Origin of the sequence: Oerskovia douganii, assembly GCF_015142735.1 — a bacterium.
In the GTDB taxonomy this organism is placed as follows: domain Bacteria; phylum Actinomycetota; class Actinomycetes; order Actinomycetales; family Cellulomonadaceae; genus Oerskovia; species Oerskovia douganii.
Genome location: NZ_JACSPN010000007.1, coordinates 122,051 through 140,685, shown reverse-complemented (window position 1 = coordinate 140,685; position 18,635 = coordinate 122,051). Strand labels below are relative to the sequence as shown.

The following is an 18,635-nucleotide window of genomic DNA, read 5'->3' as shown; positions in this document are numbered from 1 at the left end:
GGGTGAGGGCCCGGCACCGAGAGGTGCCGGGCCCTCACCCGTCCCGGGGATCGAGCACCGTGCGCGGCCTCACCGGGGACGCGCCTGGTCGCCTCAGCGTCGCACGAGCGGCGCGAGCCCCTCCGCGCGTTCGACGGCGTCGGTCGCCCCGCAGGCCTGGAGCCAGTTCGCCAGGAGGCGGTGCCCGCCCTCGGTCAGCACGGACTCGGGGTGGAACTGCACGCCGTGCAGCGGCAGGTCCCTGTGCTGGAGCGCCATGACGACCCCGCTCTCGGTCGTCGCCGTGACGACCAGCTCCGCCGGGACCGTCTCGGGGACGACCGCGAGCGAGTGGTAGCGCGTCGCCGTGAAGGGGGAGGGGAGCCCGGCCAGGACGCCGACGTCCTGGTGCTCGACCAGGCTCGTCTTGCCGTGCATGAGCTCGGGAGCGTGCGTGACGGTCGCGCCGTACACCTCGGCGAGTGCCTGGTGTCCCAGGCAGACGCCGAGCAGCGGGGTCCTCGACTCCGCACAGGCGCGGATGACCTCCTCGCTCTGCCCGGCCTCCGCGGGGGTGCCAGGGCCTGGAGAGACGAGGACGCCGTCGAACGCGCCGTCGTCGTCCCGGAACAGACCGTCTGCGCCGACCGCAGGGACGGCGTCGTTGCGCACCACGACCGTCCGGGCACCCAGCTGGTTCAGGTACCCCACGATCGTGTAGACGAACGAGTCGTAGTTGTCCACGACGAGGATGCGGACCATCCCTTACCCACCTGTTCCTTCGACTGTCGTTCCGTTGTGGAGGGGTGCGCCCTGCGAGGAGGAGGCACCCGGGGAGCACGGTCAGCAGCGGGTCCCGGAGCGGCCGGCCCGGGCACGTCCGCGCCGCAGTGCTCAGTACATCATCGTCGCCGGCGCACCGAGCCGGTCACCGCGTCCACCACGGGACGGCACAGGACCAGAGCGTCACGCATCGTCCTTCGCACCGGGAACGCGTGCGTACTGCAGGTCCGTCGTGCCCTCGAACGCCGGGACGGTCAAGGAGGAGGACCTCTCGACCTTCCACCCCAGGCCGAACGCGTCGACGTAGTCCTTGTAGAGGTCGATCGCCGGCGACCGGTCGAGCGACGCCTGGAGCGCGTCGGTGTTCCCGATCGCCGAGACGGTGTACGGCGGCGAGAAGACACGACCGTGCAGGTTGAGCACGTTGCCGACGCAACGGAAGGCGGTGGTCGGGGTGACGCGCTGCCCCTGGAGGGTCATGGCCTCGGCCCCGCCGGCCCAGAGCGCGTTGATGACGTCCTGGAGGTCCTGCTGGTGGACCACGAGCTGGTCCACCGTCGCACCGCGACCCAGCTGGGTCGGCGGCGCGTCGTCGAGCGTGACGCTGAGGCCCGGACCCGTGAGCGGCATCGAGCCGGCCACGATCCCCGTGTTGACGACGTCCTCCGGAGCGGCGACCTCGGTGGGGGCCAGCTCCTCGGCGAGACCGGTCACCTCGACCTCGAGCTGGACCACCTTCTCCGTCATGCTCTTGACGCGGCGCTCCTCGCTCTGCACGAGCTCCGTGAGGTTCTGCGGGTGCCGCCCGTCCTGGTTGCGTGCCAGGCGCGCGCTCGCGGTGAACATCAGCCCCGAGAGCGCGAGGACCAGGAGGACGGTGACGCCGGACCGGACACGTCGACCACGCGAGAGGATCCCTCCTGCCGCGGCCGGCGCGCCGTCACCGGGCGTCTCACGGCCGTCGACGCCCTCTGGCCCGCTGCGGGTCATGTCGACGTTCCCCTCGTCCTGGCTCACTGGCTCACCTCCGCCTCACCGTGCACACGGCTATTCTGTCCGCCCACTACGCTAGACGTCGAATGGCGTTGCCGTTCACGACGTCGCGCGCAGTCGCTTCGTCCCACCCGACACAGCTCCTGCACACCACCCGTGCCAGGAACGCGCAAACCGAGGACAGGAGCCAGCTCTCGTGCCCGAGTCGAAGTCCCGCAAGAAGCCCGTCAAGGTGAAGCCCCCGCAGGTGAAGAAGCCTGAGACCGGCAACCCCCGCTGGCTGGTACCGACGATGCTGACCCTGATGCTGGTGGGTCTGGCGTGGATCGTCCTCTACTACCTCACCAGCAACGGTCTGGGCCTGCCGATCCCGGCGATCCGGCAGTGGAACCTGGCGATCGGCTTCTCGTTCATCATCGCCGGGTTCGTCCTGACGACCCGCTGGAAGTAGCCCGACCGGGCGAGGGCCCGGTGTCCTCGCCCAGTCGGTCTCGGCGGCCCGCCGTCCACAGATCCACTCACCCTGTGGATAACTACACGGGTGTAGTTCCACAGGTGTGAGTAACTCTGTGGATAACTATTCGAGGTCGAGTAATCGGCTCAGGACAGCATGAAGGCCGGGGCCGACGCGTACTTGAGCACCGTGAGCACGAGCAAGACGGCCGCGACCAGCACCGTGATGCCCACGCTCCACAGCCTGCGGCGTTCCTTCGGGGCATATGCGTAGCCGGCCCCGAGCACGAGTCCCACGACGAGCCCGCCCAGGTGCGCCTGCCACGCGATGTTGTCGATCATGAAGCCGATCGCGAAGTTGATCCCGATCAGCACCAGGATCTGGGCGGCGTTGCGGCCCAGTCGGCGCAGGACGACGAGGATCGCCCCGAAGAGCCCGAACACGGCGCCCGACGCACCGACCACCGGTGTGAACCACCCGCCGTCGATCGTGGGCTGCGCCAGCAGCACGACGCCGACCGACCCGCCGACGGCCGCGAGCACGTACAGCGCGATGAAGCGCGCCCTCCCGAGCATCTGCTCCAGGAAGGGCCCGGTGATCCACAACGCGTACATGTTGAACAGGATGTGGAAGACGCTCGAGGAGTGCAGGAACGCCGCAGTCAGGAAGCGGTAGGGCTGCACGTCGCCGATGAACGGTGCGAACGCCAGCAGCTGGGTCCACTCGCCCCCCGTGACCCGCTGGAGCAACCAGCTCACGACGCACAGGGCGATGATCGTCAGCGTGACGACCGGGCGCCCCGTCCGGACGGTCCCGCCGAAGGCCGTCTTCGTCTGCGGTGCGGACCTCGCCTGCTCGCGCACGCAGTCGACGCACTGGATGCCCACCGCGGCCGGACGCTGGCACTCGGGGCAGGCCGGACGGCCGCAGCGCTGGCAGCGGACGTAGGAGACGCGGTCGGGGTGTCGGGGACACACCGGGGCCGGCTGCGCCGGCCCCGGTGTCCCGAAGGCGGGGACGGAGATGGTCAGTCCTCGATGGTGACCGAGGTGATGACGATGTCCTCGACCGGGCGGTCGCCCGGGCGGGTGCGGGTCGCGTTGATCGCGTCCACGACCGCGCGGGACTCGTCGTCCGCGACCTCGCCGAAGATCGTGTGCTTGCCGTTGAGCCACGGCGTGGGGATCGTCGAGATGAAGAACTGGGACCCGTTGGTGCCCTCGACCTCGCCCGAGACCGGGTTGCGACGCGAACCCGCGTTGGCCATGGCCAGCAGGTACGGGCGGTCGAACTGCAGCTCGGGGTGGATCTCGTCGTTGAACGTGTAGCCAGGACCACCCGTACCGGTGCCCAGCGGGCAGCCGCCCTGGATCATGAAGTCCTGGATCACGCGGTGGAAGATGAGGCCGTCGTAGAACGGAGCGTTGCTCTCGGCGCCCGTGCGCGGGTCCGTCCAGGTCGTGGTGCCCTTCGCCAGTCCGGTGAAGTTCGCCACCGTCTTGGGCGCGTGGTTCGGCAGGAGCTCGATACGGATGTCACCAGCAGTGGTGTGGAGGGTTGCGAACATGGCTTCATTCTCACATGACGTGCTGTGGCGTCGGCGAGTCGCCCGTTCCCGCGCCGAACCCACCGGCGCGCTTGCCTCGCGGGTCCCCAGGCGCGGTGGCAGAGTGGAGTCCCAGCGACCCTGACCAGCACTGCGAACACCAGGAGGCTCCATGTCCGACCGCACCCGCCGTTCCGCCCGAGCCGTGAACGACACTCTCTCGTCGATCGACTCCGAGAAGATCAAGGATCAGGCCGCAGAGCTCGCCGCGCTCGTCGGCGAGGCGGGCACCAAGGCACAGAGCTCGGCGGCCCACCTCGCAGGGCAGACCAAGGACTGGGGACAGCCCAAGGTCGAGGCCTTCGTCGAGTGGGTCACGCCCCGCCTGGAGAAGGCGTGGCAGGACAGCCTGCAGGCCGCGGCTCCCCGGGTCGAGAAGGCCGCCGAGAAGGCCGGTCCGGCGATCGACACGGCTCACGACAAGCTCGTGGACGAGGTCCTGCCCAAGATCGTCGCGAGCTTCAACGCTGCTGCGGCTGCCGCCGCGGACTCCGCGTCCCGCAACGTGGAGGCCGCTGCCGCCGCCACGGCCGCGTCCGCGGTCGCCGCCGGCACTGCCTCCAAGAAGGCCGCGAGGAAGACCGCCAAGAAGGCGGCGAAGGCTGCCAAGCGCGGCATCGACTCCTCGGCCGCCTCCGCGAAGAAGGCAGCCAAGGCCGCCCCCGCACGGCTCACTGCCGCTGCGGACATGGCCGACCCGCAGAAGAAGAGCAAGGCGCTGTGGTGGGTAGTGGGCGGTGTCACGGCCGCAGGCGGTGCCTACGTCCTGTGGCGTCGCGCGCAGCCCACGACCGACCCCTGGGCCGAGCCCTGGGACCAGGTCCCCGCCTCGACCTTCGAGGACGCCCGTGCGGCCGTCAACAACGCCGCCGAGGCGGTGGGCGAGGCCGCGGGCGTCGCTGTCGCCAAGGGCCGCGAGACGACCGGCAAGGTGCAGGAGGCCGTCACGGACGCCGGTGAGAAGATCACGGGCAAGGCCAAGGACGCCGTGAGCGAGGCCAAGGAGGCCACGCGCAAGGCGACGAGCCGCGCCAAGGACGCTGCGCCGTCGGGCAGCGAGGGCGACGCGGCCGGCGACGACACGAAGCCGACCGTCTGACCCACGCACGGCGCACCAGCGCCCGCAGCACGAAGGCCCTGACCCGATCACCTCGGGTCAGGGCCTTCGTCGTCGAGGGGGCACCACGGAGCTCGTCGGGCGGGTGCCGGTGCACCGCCACGGCCTGGCGGCGAGACGTCCTGCTGCGGGCACGCGAAAGGCCGCCGTCCGGGTGCTGTACCCGGCCGACGGCCTGTTCGTGCTGTGGAGCCAGGGGGACTCGAACCCCCAACCCCCTGCTTGCAAAGCAGGTGCGCTACCAATTGCGCCATGGCCCCAGATCGTGCGGAACTACCTCACAGAGGCCGTCACTCGAAGGTGTCGGTGACCTCTGCCCAGAGATCGCGCTCGTTGTTGTCCTCGGACACCTTGCGCCAGATCAAGAATCCGGCGCCGGCAACGAGCAGCAGTGCGAAGAACTTCTTCATGACGTTCCCCCTCGGGTGGGTTTCCTGCAGTGGGCCTAAGAGGACTTGAACCTCTGACCTCTTCCTTATCAGGGAAGCGCTCTAACCGTCTGAGCTATAGGCCCTTGCTGTGCTGCGGCAGCGCTTGAGACTACCGCACTTCTCGGGGTGCGCCCAAACCGGGACATCGTCCGACGTGCTCCGACGCCCTGTCAGGGCCTCCGGACGACGTCCCGGTATGGTGCGTTATATCCTAGTCGTCCGTCAGGGTCAGGTGGATTCCGCCCACCATCGCCGCGACGATGTTGTAGATGAACGCCATGATCGTGGACAGCGCTGTGATGAGCACCATGTTCACGATCGCGATCAAGGTCGACAGCGCGACCACGCGGTTGAACTCCACGAGCTGCAGGACGTCGACCTTCGACTCCTCGCCGACGATGCTGCGGATCAGCGCATCGGTCTCGGTGAAGACGCCCATGCCGTCCAGGACCGTCCACAGGACCGCCGTCGCGACGACCGTCATGATCCCGATCGCCACGGCCAGCAGGAACGACAGCTTCATGACCGACCAGGGGTCGACGCGCGAGATCGCGAGCCGCACCCGGCGAGGGCCGTCGGCGGGGCGCGCCGCGGGCGTCGCACCGGTCCCGGGCTGTGCCTCGCCGGTCGCCGGCGTGCTGCCCGTGACGGGGCTCGCCGATCCGCTGAACCCTGCCGCGGTGTAGTGCATCGCAGGCACTTCCCGGGTCTCGCCCACGGAAGGCTTCCCCGTGCTGGTCGAGTTGGTCGTCACTCGTGGCACCGTCCGGTCGTCGATCTCGTCGGAGGACTTCTCGCTCTGCTTGGTCGGCGTGGGCGCCGGGGCGGGCTCCGCCAGCTTCTTGGCAGCAGCCTTGGCGGTCGCCATGGCGGCCGCAGCCGCCTTGAGCGCGCCGGACCGTGCGGTCGAGCCGGCCGAGGGCGGCGGCGGCACGGGCTCGCCGCCCGCCACCGTCCCGCCCGACGGCGCAGCGCCGGTCGTCGGAGGTGGCGGCGGCACCGGGGCGCTCGCCCCGGGCTGCGCACCGTTGGTCGTCCCGCCCCCTGCGGTCCGTGCGGTGCCGTTGCTCGCCGGTGGGCGGGTGGCGGTGCTCGTCACCTCGTCAGGACGTGGCGGCACCACCTTCGGCACGATCGTCGGCGGGGACTTCTTCTCGCTGCTCATCTACCATCCTCGGTGGCTCCGGGGGCCGCTTCCGACGAAGCCTCCTGCCCGGTCGTGCTGGCGGGAGAGGCGACCTCGGACTGCCCCTGCTCGGACGCGTCCTCGTCCACGGTATCCCGATCCTCTCCCAGCCGACGTTCGACATTACGGGCAACGGCGATGATCTTGTCGTTCTTGTCCGGCTTGGCGAAGATGACGCCCTGCGACGTGCGGCCCGTGGGCTTGACCTCGTCGACCGACGAACGGACGATCTTGCCCCGCTCCATGATCACGAGGACCTCGTCGTCGTCGTCCACCACGAGGGCGCCGACCAGGTCACCGTTGCGCTCGGGCAGGTTCGCCACCTTGATGCCGAACCCTGCGCGGCCCTGGACCCGGTAGTTGTCCTCGGTGAGCTGGGTCCGCTTCGCGATCCCGCCCTCCGTGACCGTGAACAGGTACGCGTCGTCACGGACGACGTCCATGGCCAGCAGGTCGTCCTCGTCGCGGAACTTCATGCCCGTGACACCCGAGGTCGAGCGCCCCAGCGGACGCATCGCCTCGTCGTCGGCCGTGAAGCGGATCGACTGGCCCTTGCGCGAGACCAGGATCAGGTCGTCCGTCGCGTCCACGAGACGGGCCGAGACGAGCTCGTCGGTGTTGCCCTCCTCGTCCTCGCGCAGGTTGATCGCGATGAGACCACCCGACCGGGGCGAGTTGTACTCCGACAGGCGGGTCTTCTTCACGAGGCCGCGACGCGTCGCGAGCACCAGGTACTCGGCCGCGTCGTAGTCGCGCATGTCCAGGACCTGCGCGATCTTCTCGCCCGGCTGGAACGCCAGCAGGTTCGCGACGTGCTGCCCCTTGGCGTCCCGGCCGCCCTCGGGCAGCTCGTACGCCTTGGCCCGGTACACCCGGCCGAGGTTCGTGAAGAACAGGAGCCAGTGGTGCGTCGTCGTCACGAAGAAGTGGTCGACGATGTCGTCCTCGCGCAGCTGCGCACCCCGCACGCCCTTGCCGCCACGCTTCTGCTGGCGGTAGTTGTCGCTGCGCGTGCGCTTGGCGTAGCCGCCGCGCGTGATCGTGACGACGACCTCCTCCTCGGCGATGAGGTCCTCCATCGAGACCTCGCCGTCGTACGGCAGGATCGTGGTCCGGCGCTCGTCGCCGTACCGCGCGACGATCTCCTCGAGCTCCTCGCCCACGATCTGACGCTGGCGCTCGGGCCGGGCCAGGATGTCGTTGAGGTCCTTGATCGCTGCCTCGAGCTCGGCGTACTCGTCGATGAGCTTCTGCCGCTCCATGGCCGCGAGTGCCCGCAGCTGGAGCGTCAGGATCGCGCGTGCCTGGACCTCGTCGACCTCGAGGAGGGCCATGAGCCCCTCGCGCGCGTCCTCGACCGTGGCCGACCCGCGGATGAGCGCGATGACCGCGTCGAGGGCGTCGAGCGCCTTGAGGTAGCCACGGACGATGTGGGCCCGCTCCTCCTTGGCACGCAGGTCGAACCGGGCGCGGCGCATGACCACGTCCATCTGGTGCGTCGTCCAGTGCCGGACGAACGCGTCGATGCTCAGCGTGCGCGGCACCCCGTCGACCAGGGCGAGCATGTTCGCGCCGAAGTTCTCCTGGAGCGACGTGTGCTTGTACAGGTTGTTCAGGACGACCTTGGCGACCGCGTCGCGCTTGAGCACGACGACCAGGCGCTGGCCCGTACGACCCGAGGTCTCGTCACGGATGTCCGCGATGCCCTGGACCTTGCCGTCCTTGACCAGGTCCGCGATGCGCAGCGCCAGGTTGTCCGGGTTGACCTGGTAGGGCAGCTCGGTGATGACGAGGCAGATCCGGTTCTGGATCTCCTCGACGTTGACGACCGCGCGCATCGTGATCGAACCTCGGCCCGTGCGGTACGCCTCCTCGATGCCCTTGTGGCCCAGGATCGTGGCGCCCGTCGGGAAGTCCGGGCCCTTGATCTTGGTCAGCAGGACCTCGAGCAGCTCCTCCTTGGAGGCCTCGGGGTGCTCCAGGTGCCACTTCACGCCGTCCGCGACCTCACGGAGGTTGTGCGGCGGGATGTTCGTGGCCATCCCGACGGCGATCCCGGCCGAGCCGTTGACCAGCAGGTTCGGGAAGCGCGAGGGCAGGACGACGGGCTCCTGCGTCCGGCCGTCGTAGTTGTCCTGGAAGTCGACCGTCTCCTTGTCGATGTCCCGGACCATCTCGGTGGCCAGCGGCGCCATGCGGCACTCGGTGTATCGCGGCGCTGCCGCGGGGTCGTTGCCCGGGGAGCCGAAGTTCCCCTGCCCGGCGGCCAGCGGGTAGCGCAGGGACCAGTCCTGGACCAGGCGCACCAGGGCGTCGTAGATCGAGGTGTCGCCGTGCGGGTGGAACTTGCCCATGACGTCGCCGACGACACGGCTGCACTTGGAGAACGCACGGTCGGGGCGGTAGCCGCCGTCGTGCATCGCGTACAGGACGCGACGGTGCACGGGCTTGAGCCCGTCACGCACGTCCGGCAGCGCACGGCCCACGATGACGCTCATCGCGTAGTCGAGGTACGAGCGCTGCATCTCGAGCTGCAGGTCCACCTGCGCGATCCGGCCGTGGTGCACGGCGACCGTGCCGTCGGCCCCCAGCGCCGCCTCGGTCCCGTCCCCGGGGAGGGTTCCCTGGTTCTCGTCCTGCTCGGGAGTCTCGTCCGTCACCGTCGTCTACCTCGTCCTGTCGTGGTCCTGCTGAGTGGTGAAGCTGAGTCGTCGTGGCACGGAGCCTGTGCCCGGGCCGCGGGTCCCGCCCTCTCGGACGGTCCGCCGGCGCGGGTGGCTGTGCCGGGTCCGGGCCCGGGTCGAGACCCCGGCCCGGGGTCGGGCCGGGCGCCGCGAGCGGCCGGGTCGAGGACCCGACCGCTCCGTGGCACCGACCACGACCGCACGCTAGATGTCCAGGAACCTCACGTCCTTGGCGTTGCGCTGGATGAAGTTGCGTCGCGACTCCACGTCCTCGCCCATGAGGATCGAGAAGATCTCGTCCGCGGCAGCGGCGTCGTCGAGCGTGACCTGGTTGAGCGTGCGGTGCTCGGGGTCCATGGTCGTGTCCCACAGCTCCGAGTAGTCCATCTCGCCCAGACCCTTGTAGCGCTGGATCCCGTTCTCCTTGGGGATGCGCTTGCCCGCGGCCTGCCCCTCGAGCAGGAACGCGTCGCGCTCCCGGTCCGAGTACACGTAGTCGTGCGGCGCGTTGGACCACTTGAGGCGGTACAGCGGCGGCTGCGCGAGGTACACGTGACCGTGCTCGATGAGCGGGCGCATGTAGCGGAAGAGGAGCGTCAGCAGCAGCGTGCAGATGTGCTGCCCGTCGACGTCGGCGTCCGCCATCAGGACGATCTTGTGGTACCTCAGCTTGGCGATGTCGAAGTCCTCGCCGATGCCCGTACCGAACGCCGTGATGAGGGCCTGGACCTCGTTGTTGCCCAGCGCACGGTCGAGGCGCGCGCGCTCGACGTTGAGGATCTTCCCTCGCAACGGGAGGATCGCCTGGTTGTGCGGGTTGCGCCCACGGACCGCCGAGCCGCCTGCCGAGTCGCCCTCGACGATGAAGACCTCGCACTCCTCCGGACGGTTCGACTGGCAGTCCTTGAGCTTGCCCGGCATGCCGCCGGACTCGAGCAGACCCTTGCGCCGGGTCGCCTCGCGGGCCTTGCGGGCGGCCAGGCGGGCCTGCGAGGCCTGGATCGCCTTGCGGATGATGTCGCGGGCCTCGGTCGGGTGCGAGTCGAACCAGTCGGTGAGCTGCGAGCGCACGACGCGCTGCACGAACGACTTGGCCTCGGTGTTGCCCAGCTTGGTCTTGGTCTGCCCCTCGAACTGGGGCTCGCCGAGCTTGATCGACAGGACGGCCGTGAGGCCCTCACGGATGTCGTCGCCCGTGAGGTTGTCGTCCTTCTCCTTGATGATGGACTTGGCCCGCGCGTACTCGTTGACCAGGGACGTCATGGCCGCACGGAAGCCCTCCTCGTGCGTGCCGCCCTCGGTCGTCGAGATGGTGTTCGCGAACGTGTGCACGGACTCGGAGTAGGCGCTGGTCCACTGGAGCGCGATCTCCACGGAGATGCGCCGCTCCTTGTCCTCGGACTCGAAGTCGATGATCTGGTCGTGGATCAGCTCGACCTTCTTGGCCGAGTTGAGGTGCCGGACGTAGTCCACGAGACCGTCGTCGTACTTGTACGAGACCACGCGGGGCTTGAACTCCTCGTCGCCCTCGGGTGCGGCCACGAGGTCCTCCGACGGGTCGGCGACCTGGCCCGTGACCTCGTCGTCGGTGTCGAGGAACTGGCGGCGCTCGTCCGTGAGCGTGATGCGCAGCCCCTTGTTGAGGAACGCGTACTGCTGGAAGCGCGAGCGCAGCGTCTCGAAGTCGAACTCGGTCGTCTCGAAGATCTCCGGGTCCGGCCAGAACGTCTGCGTCGTGCCGGTCTCCGTGGTCGCCTCGCCCTGGACGAGCGGTCCGTCGGTCTTGCCGCCGTCCTTGAAGTTCTGGCTCCACACGTGGCCGTCGCGCCGGATGACGGTCTCCACCTTGCGCGAGAGCGCGTTGACGACCGAGATGCCCACGCCGTGCAGGCCGCCCGAGACCGCGTACCCGCCGCCCCCGAACTTCCCGCCGGCGTGGAGGATCGTCATGACGACCTCGACCGTGGGCTTGCCCTCGGTCGGGTGCATCGCGACAGGGATGCCGCGGCCGTTGTCCGAGACCCGTACACCTCCGTCGGCCAGAAGTGTCACGTCGATCGTGTCGGCGTACCCCGCGAGGGCTTCGTCCACAGAGTTGTCCACAACCTCGTACACGAGGTGGTGGAGCCCGCGCTCACCGGTCGAGCCGATGTACATACCGGGCCGCTTGCGCACGGCCTCGAGCCCCTCGAGGACGGTGATGTTGCTCGCGTCGTACGTGCCACCCGAGGGATCCCGGTCCAGGCCCGGACCTCCACCGCTCTCCGGGGGCAGGCTCGAAGGGACGTTGTCTGTGTGCTCTGCCACGGGCGGAAGCGCTCCTCGTCATCATGCACGCGACAGGTTCACCCGCTGGGGAGGATCGCTGCACGGCTCATCGGTTCCGGCTCGCACGGTGCACCGGTTCGGTGCTCGCGGAGGTACCCGGAATGACCTCTCCATTCTACCCGGGAGGTGGCCGAAACAGCGGATCAGGGGCCCTTCCCGGCAAGTTCTCCACAAGGTTCTCCACAGGGTGGTGGATCTGTCCGCCGCCGAGGCGGAACCAGCGGGTCCGCCTGTGGACAAACTCGGGCGAACCGGGCACCGGGATCAGCCGTACGTGTCGCGCGGTCCACGTCCCCGGACCGACTTCGGGCCACGCCGGAAGCTGGGCCCCGTCGGCCCCAGGACCGTGACGGTCTCGACGACGCCCTCGCCGACCTCCTGGGCCAGGCGCTCGAGCAGCCGGGGCGTCAGCAGACGCACCTGGGTGGCCCACGCGGTCGAGTCCGCCCGCACGACGAGCACCTTGTCCTCGAACGTCTCCGGCTCGCAGTGGTCCGCGACCTGGTCGCCGACCACCTCGCGCCACCGCCCGATCACCCCGCCGACCGACACGTCCTGGACCCATCCGCGCTCGTGCAGCAGCCGCTGGACGACCGCACCGAACGTCTGCGGGTCGCGTCCCCCCGGCCGGGCGCCGCTCGACGGGGGAGGGTCCGCCAGGACCCGCCGCGAGGGCTGCCCCGGACGGATGCCCTTCGCCCGCGCCGCGGCCCGTGCCCGGTTGAGCGCCTCGCGCGCGACCTGCGCCGGGGGCGTCAGGTCCACGACCTCCCCGACGGGCAGCCCCGCAGGACGCGTCGGTTCGCCGTCCTCACGGGCCGCGTCGCCCTCCTCCGGCCGCTCGACGTCACGCACGACGGGTCACCGTGCCGTCGAGCACGTCGAGCCGCAGACCCGAGAGCTGCTCCGGCACGTCCTCCGGGACGGCCGCCGTGATGATGACCTGGTGGGCGCCCGCGACCAGGTCCGCGAGCCGGTTGCGGCGGCGCACGTCGAGCTCCGCGAACACGTCGTCGAGCAGGAGGACGGGCTCGCCGTCGGGCCCCCAGTCCGGCGACCACAGGAGCGAGCCGGCCGCCTCCGGTGCGCCGTCCGTGAGGAGCCGGTACGACGCGAGGCGCAGCGCGAGCGCGAACGACCACGACTCCCCGTGGCTCGCGTACCCCTTGGCGGGCAGGCCGCCGAGGGTCAGCACGAGGTCGTCCCGGTGCGGCCCCACGAGGCACACCCCGCGCTCGATCTCCTTCTTCCGCACCGCGGCCATGGCCTCGAGGAGCTGGGCCTCGAGGGCCTCGACGGTCCGTGGCCCGGCCTCCTGCCCGACGGCGTCGCTCCCGTCCTCCAGCGCGGCCGCCACCGAGGACCGGTAGGCGATGTGCGCCTCGCCCTGCCCCGAGCTGACCTGCTCGTACGCCGCGGCCGTGTACGGCTGGAGCGCCGCCACCAGCTCGAGCCGCAGCGCGACGATCTCCGCGCCCGTGGCCGCGAGCTTGGCGTCCCACACGTCGAGCGTCCGCAGGTCCGGCGTCGACGAGCGCGAGGCACGCATCGCCCCGCCCGCGGACTTGAGCAGCGCGCTGCGCTGGCGCAGGACCCGGTCGTAGTCGCTCAAGACCCCAGCGAAGCGGGGGACCAGGAGCACCGCGAGCTGGTCGAGGAAGCGCCGACGACCGTCCGGGTCCCCCTTCACCAGGGCGAGGTCCTCCGGCGCGAACAGCACCGTCCGGGCGATGCCGAGCACGTCACGCGGCTTGCCCGCGGGCGCCCGGTTGATCCGTGCCCGGTTCGCCTTGCCCGCGGCGATCTCGATCTCGACCGTGCTCGCGCGGTCGCCACGGACGATCCGTGCCCGGACCAGGGCCCGCGAGGCGCCCGCCCGGACGAGTGCTGCGTCCGACGGCACCCGGTGGCTCCCCAGGGTCGCCACGTAGCCGATCGCCTCGACGAGGTTCGTCTTGCCCTGCCCGTTGGGGCCCACGAAGGCGTTGACGCCCGGCTCGAGCTCGAGGTCGACGGACGGGTACGAGCGGAAGTCCACGAGCGAGAGGTGAGAGATGTACATCAGGTCCTACGGCGTCGGGTCGAGAGGTCGGTCGTCGCTCTGCGGTGCGACCGCCCACAGGGTGTGGACAGGGCGGGGGACGAGGCGCCGGGCGACGTTCCCCACCAGTGTGCAGGCTCCGCGGTGCGACGGACGACCGGGCGCGCGACGCCGTCGGGCGCGGGACACGACGGCCTCAGGAGCCGCCCGCGGGCTTCACGGCGTGACCGCCGAACTGCTGGCGCAGCGCCGCCACGGCCTTCATCGCGGGCGACGCCCCCTGGCGCGACGCGAAGCGCGCGAAGAGGGCGGCCGAGATCACCGGGAGCGGGACCGCGCTGTCGATCGCCTCGTCCACGGTCCACCGGCCCTCGCCCGAGTCCTCGACCCAGTCGCTGATCTCGCCCAGCTCCGGGTCCTCCTCGAGGGCCTTGACCAGGAGCTCGAGCAGCCACGACCGGACGACCGTGCCCCGTGTCCAGGCCTTCAGGGTGCCCGGCACGTCCGTCACGATGTCCTTGGCCTCGAGCAGCTCGTAGCCCTCGGCGTAGGCCTGCATGAGGCCGTACTCGATGCCGTTGTGGACCATCTTCGCGTAGTGCCCCGCCCCCACCGCACCGGCGTGGACGAAGCCCTCGTCGCGCGGGCCCTCGGGGCGCAGCACGTCGAAGACCGGCATCGCGGCCTCCACGAGCGCCGTGTCACCGCCCACCATGAGGCCGTAGCCGTTCTCGAGGCCCCAGACGCCGCCCGAGACCCCGACGTCGAGGTAGCCGACTCCTCGCGGGGCGAGCTGTGCCGCGTGCGCCGCATCGTCCGAGAAGTGGGAGTTGCCGCCCTCGATCACGACGTCGCCCTCCGCCAGGAGGTCCCCCAGCTCGGTCACGACGCCGCGCGTGACGTCACCCGCCGGCACCATGACCCACACGAACCGCCGGCCCGCGGGCAGCGCCGCGACGAGCTCGGCGATCGAGGCGACGTCCGAGACCTCCGGGTTGCGGTCGAAGCCCGTGACCTCGATGCCCCCCGCGCGCAGACGGGTGCGCATGTTCGCGCCCATCTTGCCCAGACCGACCAGACCGATGTGCATGACCATGGCGTACCTCCGTGCCGTAGGGCTCGTCCCGCCGCTGCTAGCTCGCGAACCGGATGGGGACCAGCAGGTAGCGGTAGTGCGAGGAGTCCTCGCCGTCCAGCGACTCCTGGCCCGTGAACTCGACCGGCTTGTTGGGGTGCGTGAAGCTCAGGCGGACGAAGTCCGTCCCCAGGGCCCCCAGCCCGTCGAGCAGGAACTGCGGGTTGAAGGCGACCGAGATCTCCTCACCCACCAGGACCGCCTCGAGGGCCTCGGACGCCTGCGCGTCGTCGCCCTGGCCGGCGTCGAGCACGACCTGACCGTCCGTGAACGACAGGCGGATCGGGGTGTTGCGCTCCGCGACGAGCGAGACGCGCTTGGCCGCGTCGATCAGGGGTGCCGTCGCCATCACGGCGTGGATCGGGGTCTCGTCGGGGAAGAGGCGACGCACCGCGGGGTAGTCGCCGTCGACGAGCTGCGACGTCGTGTGGCGCCCGCCCGCCTCGAAACCGATGAGGTCGACGCCGGAGCCGGCCGTGAGGCCCACGTTGACCAGGCCCGAGCTACCGAGGGACTTCGCGACGTCGTTGAGCGTGCGGGCACGTACCAGGGCGACCGCGTTGAAGTCGGGGGACGACGGGGTCCACGTGAGCTCGCGCAGCGCGAGACGGTAGCGGTCCGTCGCGAGCAGCGTGATGCGCTCGCCGTCGATCTCCATGCGCACGCCCGTCAGGAGCGGCAGCGTGTCGTCACGGCTCGCCGCGACCGTCACCTGGGCGACCGCGTGCGTCAGCTCGTCGCCGGAGACCGTCCCGGACAGCTCCGGCATGGCGGGCAGCGCGGGGTAGTCCTCCACGGGCATCGTGAGCAGCGTGAAGCGGCTCGCACCGCACGTCACGATCACCTTGTTGCCCTCGACCGCGAAGTCCACCGGCTTGGCCGGCAGGGCGCGCGAGATCTCGGCGAGGAGCCGGCCCGACACGAGGACGGTCCCCGGCTCGACGACCTCGGCCGGGATCTCGGACCGTGCGGAGACCTCGTAGTCGAAGCTCGACAGCCCGATCGTGCCGATCGCGTCGGCCTCGATCCGCACCCCTGCGAGGACGGGCGCCGGCGGCCGTGTCGGCAACGTACGGGCCGTCCAGGTCACTGCGTCGGCCAGGACATCACGCTCAACCCGGAACTTCATCCCACACCCTCTCGTCCATGGATCGATCTTCACATGTCAGGCACTCGACCGCGCGGTACACAGGGGTGAGTTCGCTCGTGCATGAAGACCGCACGTCGCGGTTCGTCGCGTCGACCTCCTCACCGTCGGGGAGGACGAGACCTGTTCGGGTCGTCGTGCCCGCATGAACCCTACGCGAGTCGTGGCCCTGCCCGGTACCTCTGGCACGCTCTGTGGATCTCGGGTGATCCTGGTCCTGCCCGGGCTCTCGGACGCACGTGCTGTGACTGCGGTCACACCTGCGACTTGAGGCAGCTCGAACGGCGCGGCACCAGATGAAGGCGTGTGGATTTTTCCTCTTAGAGATCATTCGTCGTAGTCATCGGTGTTGTGCAAAGTGTGGAAAACGGGTCTCTTCGCAGGTCAGAGGCATGTTCTGCGTGTGGACGAGCCGGGTACGAACCTGTGGGTAAATCGCAGGCACTGTTGACGGCGAGTTGTCCACAGATCGCCGTCCACCGACGGCACCTCCTCTGTCCACACGATGTGCCCCTTCATCCACAGTTATCCACAGGTAGGTGCACAAGGTTGTGGGGGAGCGCGGCCTCCACCTGATCTGTACACAGCACAGAGTGCCCTGTACACAGCCTGTTGGGGACGCAGGACCACCGATCTGGGGACGATCGAGGGTGAGTGGTGGACATACCCCCAGGCGCTGTGGACAACCATGGGGACGACGTCGTATCCACAGCTACTTGTACACATCGGTTCCGACAGCCTGTGCATCCTCGCGGACGGCTCAGCCAGTTGTGAACAGGGTGAGCGACGTCGTCGGGGCGTCTGTGCACAGTGTCGAGCGCCGGACGAGAATTCATCCACAGTTAAGCCGCATAAAGTGCATAACAGACCCTGGACGTGCGACGACGCGCGTGGACCCCGTCGTCACACAGGGCTGACGGCCGGCGAACCTGGGCCGTCCTTGCGTCCCGGGATCGGGACGTCCCGGGACCGGACCAGACGAGCGCGGCGCGGGGTGACCTCGGGACGGGGAGACGGTGCGGGGCCGCGCTGGACGGCGCTGGTTCGCGCTGGACCGCCAGGCGGTCACCCCACGACGAGGAAGGAGCTGCGGAGGCGCTACGTCAGCACGGCAGGGCGACGGACGGAGGAGCCCGCGGCACACGGCTCCAGGCCGGACCGGGACAGGAGCCGCAGGCACGTGACCAGGCCTCGCCCCTGCCGGCCTGGTCCCCTCACGAGCACGGGACGAAGGTCAACCCCGGTGCTGCTGCTTGATGCGGCTCGTCAGCTCGGTCACCTGGTTGTACGTCGAACGACGCTCAGCCATCTGCTCCGTGATCTTGCGATTCGCGTGCATGACCGTCGTGTGGTCGCGTCCACCGAACTGCTGGCCGATCTTGGGCAGGGAGAGGTCGGTGAGCTCGCGGCACAGGTACATGGCGATCTGGCGCGCGGTCACCAGCACACGCGAGCGCGAGCTGCCGCACAGATCTTCTATGGTCAGACCGAAGTAGGCCGCGGTCTGCGCGATGACGCTCGCCGGGGTGATCTCCGAGGCGTCGTCGTCGGTGATGAGGTCCTTGAGGACGATCTCGGCGAGCGCCAGGTCCACCTGCTGCCGGTTCAGGTTCGCGAACGCCGTGACTCGGATCAGCGCACCCTCGAGCTCACGGATGTTCGTCGAGATCTTGGACCCGATGTACGACAGGACGTCGGTCGGGACCGCCAGGCGCTCGCTCGCCGCCTTCTTGCGGAGGATCGCGATACGGGTCTCGAGGTCCGGAGGTTGGACGTCGGTGATGAGGCCCCACTCGAACCGGCTGCGCAGCCGGTCCTCGAAGCCGTTGAGCTGCTTGGGGGGCAGGTCCGAGGTGATGACGAGCTGCTTGTTGGCGTTGTGCAGCGCGTTGAACGTGTGGAAGAACTCCTCCATCGTCTGTTCCTTGCCCTGCAGGAACTGGATGTCGTCGATGAGGAGGACGTCGACGTCGCGGTAGCGTCGCTGGAACGCCCCTGCCTTGCCCTCACCGATCGAGTTGATGAAGTCGTTCGTGAACTCCTCCGAGTTCACGTACCGCACGCGCACGTTGGGGTACAGGTTGTGCGCGTAGTGCCCGATCGCGTGCAGCAGATGGGTCTTGCCCAGACCGGACTGGCCGTAGATGAACAGCGGGTTGTACGCCTTGGCGGGTGCCTCCGCGACGGCGACGGCGGCCGCGTGGGCGAACCGGTTCGACGAACCGATGACGAAGGTCTCGAAGATGTACTTCGGGTTCAGCCGGGTCGGCTCGGCGTGCGGGCGCTGCTGCGCCGGGGCGGGGAGCATCCGCTCACGCTCCGGCTCGACGCGCACGGGCATGGGAAGAGGCTGGTCCGGCACGCTCGCCGTGAGAGCGGCGGGCGAGGGGGGCTCGGCCGCGAGCTCGGGGTCGACCGTGATCCCGAACCGGACGTCCCGGCCGAGGGCGCCGGCCATCGCCGAGACGAGCTCGTCCCGGACCCGGGTCTCCAGGTAGGTTCGCGTCTGCTCGTGCGGCACGGCGATGAAGACGGTGTCGTCCAGGATCGCCAGAGGCTTGGCAAGCTTGATGAACGCGATCTGCCGCGGCGTCATGTCGGGACTGGCCTCGAGGACGGCGATGGTCTGGGCCCAGACGTCAGCGATGTTCTCGTCAGGGTTGGACACCAGGTGATTCCTTCGTCGTCGGGCGGGGCGTGATGCGGGGGATCAGTCTGGAGTGTGCCACGCCGGCACGTTATCCACATAGT

Annotated in this window: 15 protein-coding genes and 2 tRNA genes; 2 read left to right on the top strand and 15 right to left on the bottom strand. The window is 69.6% G+C overall.

Features of this window, described 5'->3' with window-relative positions:
- Nucleotides 1–93: 93 nt before the first annotated feature.
- The gene (locus tag H9623_RS07865) at nt 94–741 is read right to left on the bottom strand and encodes an aminodeoxychorismate/anthranilate synthase component II (RefSeq protein ID WP_193719492.1); all 648 of its coding nucleotides are present in this window, start codon (nt 739–741) and stop codon (nt 94–96) included.
- A 204-nt stretch (nt 742–945) separates the two neighbouring features.
- Nucleotides 946–1,779, bottom strand: coding sequence for a DUF881 domain-containing protein (locus H9623_RS07860; RefSeq protein WP_321575342.1), 834 nt, complete (start codon nt 1,777–1,779; stop codon nt 946–948).
- A gap of 172 nt (nt 1,780–1,951) precedes the next feature.
- Between H9623_RS07860 and H9623_RS07855 the strand changes: the two genes are divergently transcribed.
- Complete coding sequence (locus H9623_RS07855) at nt 1,952–2,206, top strand: cell division protein CrgA (protein WP_193719491.1); 255 nt, start codon at nt 1,952–1,954, stop codon at nt 2,204–2,206.
- Between the two features lie 149 nt (nt 2,207–2,355).
- Here H9623_RS07855 and H9623_RS07850 read toward each other — a convergent pair whose 3' ends face one another.
- On the bottom strand, nt 2,356–3,096 hold the full coding sequence (locus H9623_RS07850) for a rhomboid family intramembrane serine protease (RefSeq protein WP_321575341.1): 741 nt from the start codon (nt 3,094–3,096) through the stop codon (nt 2,356–2,358).
- A gap of 140 nt (nt 3,097–3,236) precedes the next feature.
- Complete coding sequence (locus H9623_RS07845; protein WP_193719490.1) at nt 3,237–3,776, bottom strand: peptidylprolyl isomerase; 540 nt, start codon at nt 3,774–3,776, stop codon at nt 3,237–3,239.
- A 151-nt stretch (nt 3,777–3,927) separates the two neighbouring features.
- Here H9623_RS07845 and H9623_RS07840 point away from each other — a divergent pair, with 151 nt between their 5' ends.
- Nucleotides 3,928–4,914: a hypothetical protein gene (locus H9623_RS07840; protein ID WP_193719489.1), complete on the top strand. Its 987-nt coding sequence runs from the start codon at nt 3,928–3,930 to the stop codon at nt 4,912–4,914.
- A gap of 205 nt (nt 4,915–5,119) precedes the next feature.
- Here the strand turns inward: H9623_RS07840 and H9623_RS07835 are convergent.
- The 11 genes from H9623_RS07835 to dnaA all read right to left on the bottom strand — a co-directional run bounded on the left by H9623_RS07835 (nt 5,120) and on the right by dnaA (nt 18,552).
- Nucleotides 5,120–5,192 (bottom strand) — tRNA-Ala (locus tag H9623_RS07835).
- A gap of 30 nt (nt 5,193–5,222) precedes the next feature.
- Complete coding sequence (locus tag H9623_RS19405) at nt 5,223–5,342, bottom strand: DLW-39 family protein (protein WP_227748331.1); 120 nt, start codon at nt 5,340–5,342, stop codon at nt 5,223–5,225.
- 30 nt (nt 5,343–5,372) lie between these two features.
- Nucleotides 5,373–5,446: transfer RNA gene (locus tag H9623_RS07830), tRNA-Ile, on the bottom strand.
- A gap of 128 nt (nt 5,447–5,574) precedes the next feature.
- Nucleotides 5,575–6,528, bottom strand: a complete 954-nt coding sequence (locus H9623_RS07825) for a DUF3566 domain-containing protein (RefSeq protein WP_227748330.1) — start codon at nt 6,526–6,528, stop codon at nt 5,575–5,577.
- Nucleotides 6,525–9,209 carry a DNA gyrase subunit A gene (gyrA, locus tag H9623_RS07820; RefSeq protein ID WP_193719488.1) on the bottom strand — a complete coding sequence of 895 codons (2,685 nt, stop codon included), beginning with the start codon at nt 9,207–9,209 and terminating at the stop codon, nt 6,525–6,527. The genes H9623_RS07825 and gyrA overlap by 4 nt, the downstream gene beginning before the upstream one ends.
- Before the next feature lie 228 nt (nt 9,210–9,437).
- The gene (gene gyrB / locus H9623_RS07815; RefSeq protein ID WP_193719527.1) at nt 9,438–11,507 is read right to left on the bottom strand and encodes a DNA topoisomerase (ATP-hydrolyzing) subunit B; all 2,070 of its coding nucleotides are present in this window, start codon (nt 11,505–11,507) and stop codon (nt 9,438–9,440) included.
- A gap of 318 nt (nt 11,508–11,825) precedes the next feature.
- Complete coding sequence (locus H9623_RS07810) at nt 11,826–12,416, bottom strand: DUF721 domain-containing protein (protein ID WP_321575340.1); 591 nt, start codon at nt 12,414–12,416, stop codon at nt 11,826–11,828.
- Nucleotides 12,409–13,623, bottom strand: a complete 1,215-nt coding sequence (recF, locus tag H9623_RS07805; RefSeq protein WP_193719487.1) for a DNA replication/repair protein RecF — start codon at nt 13,621–13,623, stop codon at nt 12,409–12,411. Before recF ends, H9623_RS07810 begins: the two co-directional genes overlap by 8 nt.
- A 175-nt stretch (nt 13,624–13,798) precedes the next feature.
- Entirely contained in the window at nt 13,799–14,692 is an 894-nt protein-coding gene (gene gnd / locus H9623_RS07800) for a phosphogluconate dehydrogenase (NAD(+)-dependent, decarboxylating) (protein WP_193719525.1), read from the bottom strand.
- A gap of 43 nt (nt 14,693–14,735) precedes the next feature.
- Nucleotides 14,736–15,866: a DNA polymerase III subunit beta gene (gene dnaN, locus H9623_RS07795; protein WP_193719486.1), complete on the bottom strand. Its 1,131-nt coding sequence runs from the start codon at nt 15,864–15,866 to the stop codon at nt 14,736–14,738.
- A gap of 1,252 nt (nt 15,867–17,118) precedes the next feature.
- Complete coding sequence (gene dnaA / locus H9623_RS07790) at nt 17,119–18,552, bottom strand: chromosomal replication initiator protein DnaA (protein WP_193719485.1); 1,434 nt, start codon at nt 18,550–18,552, stop codon at nt 17,119–17,121.
- Between the last annotated feature and the right edge of the window lie 83 nt (nt 18,553–18,635).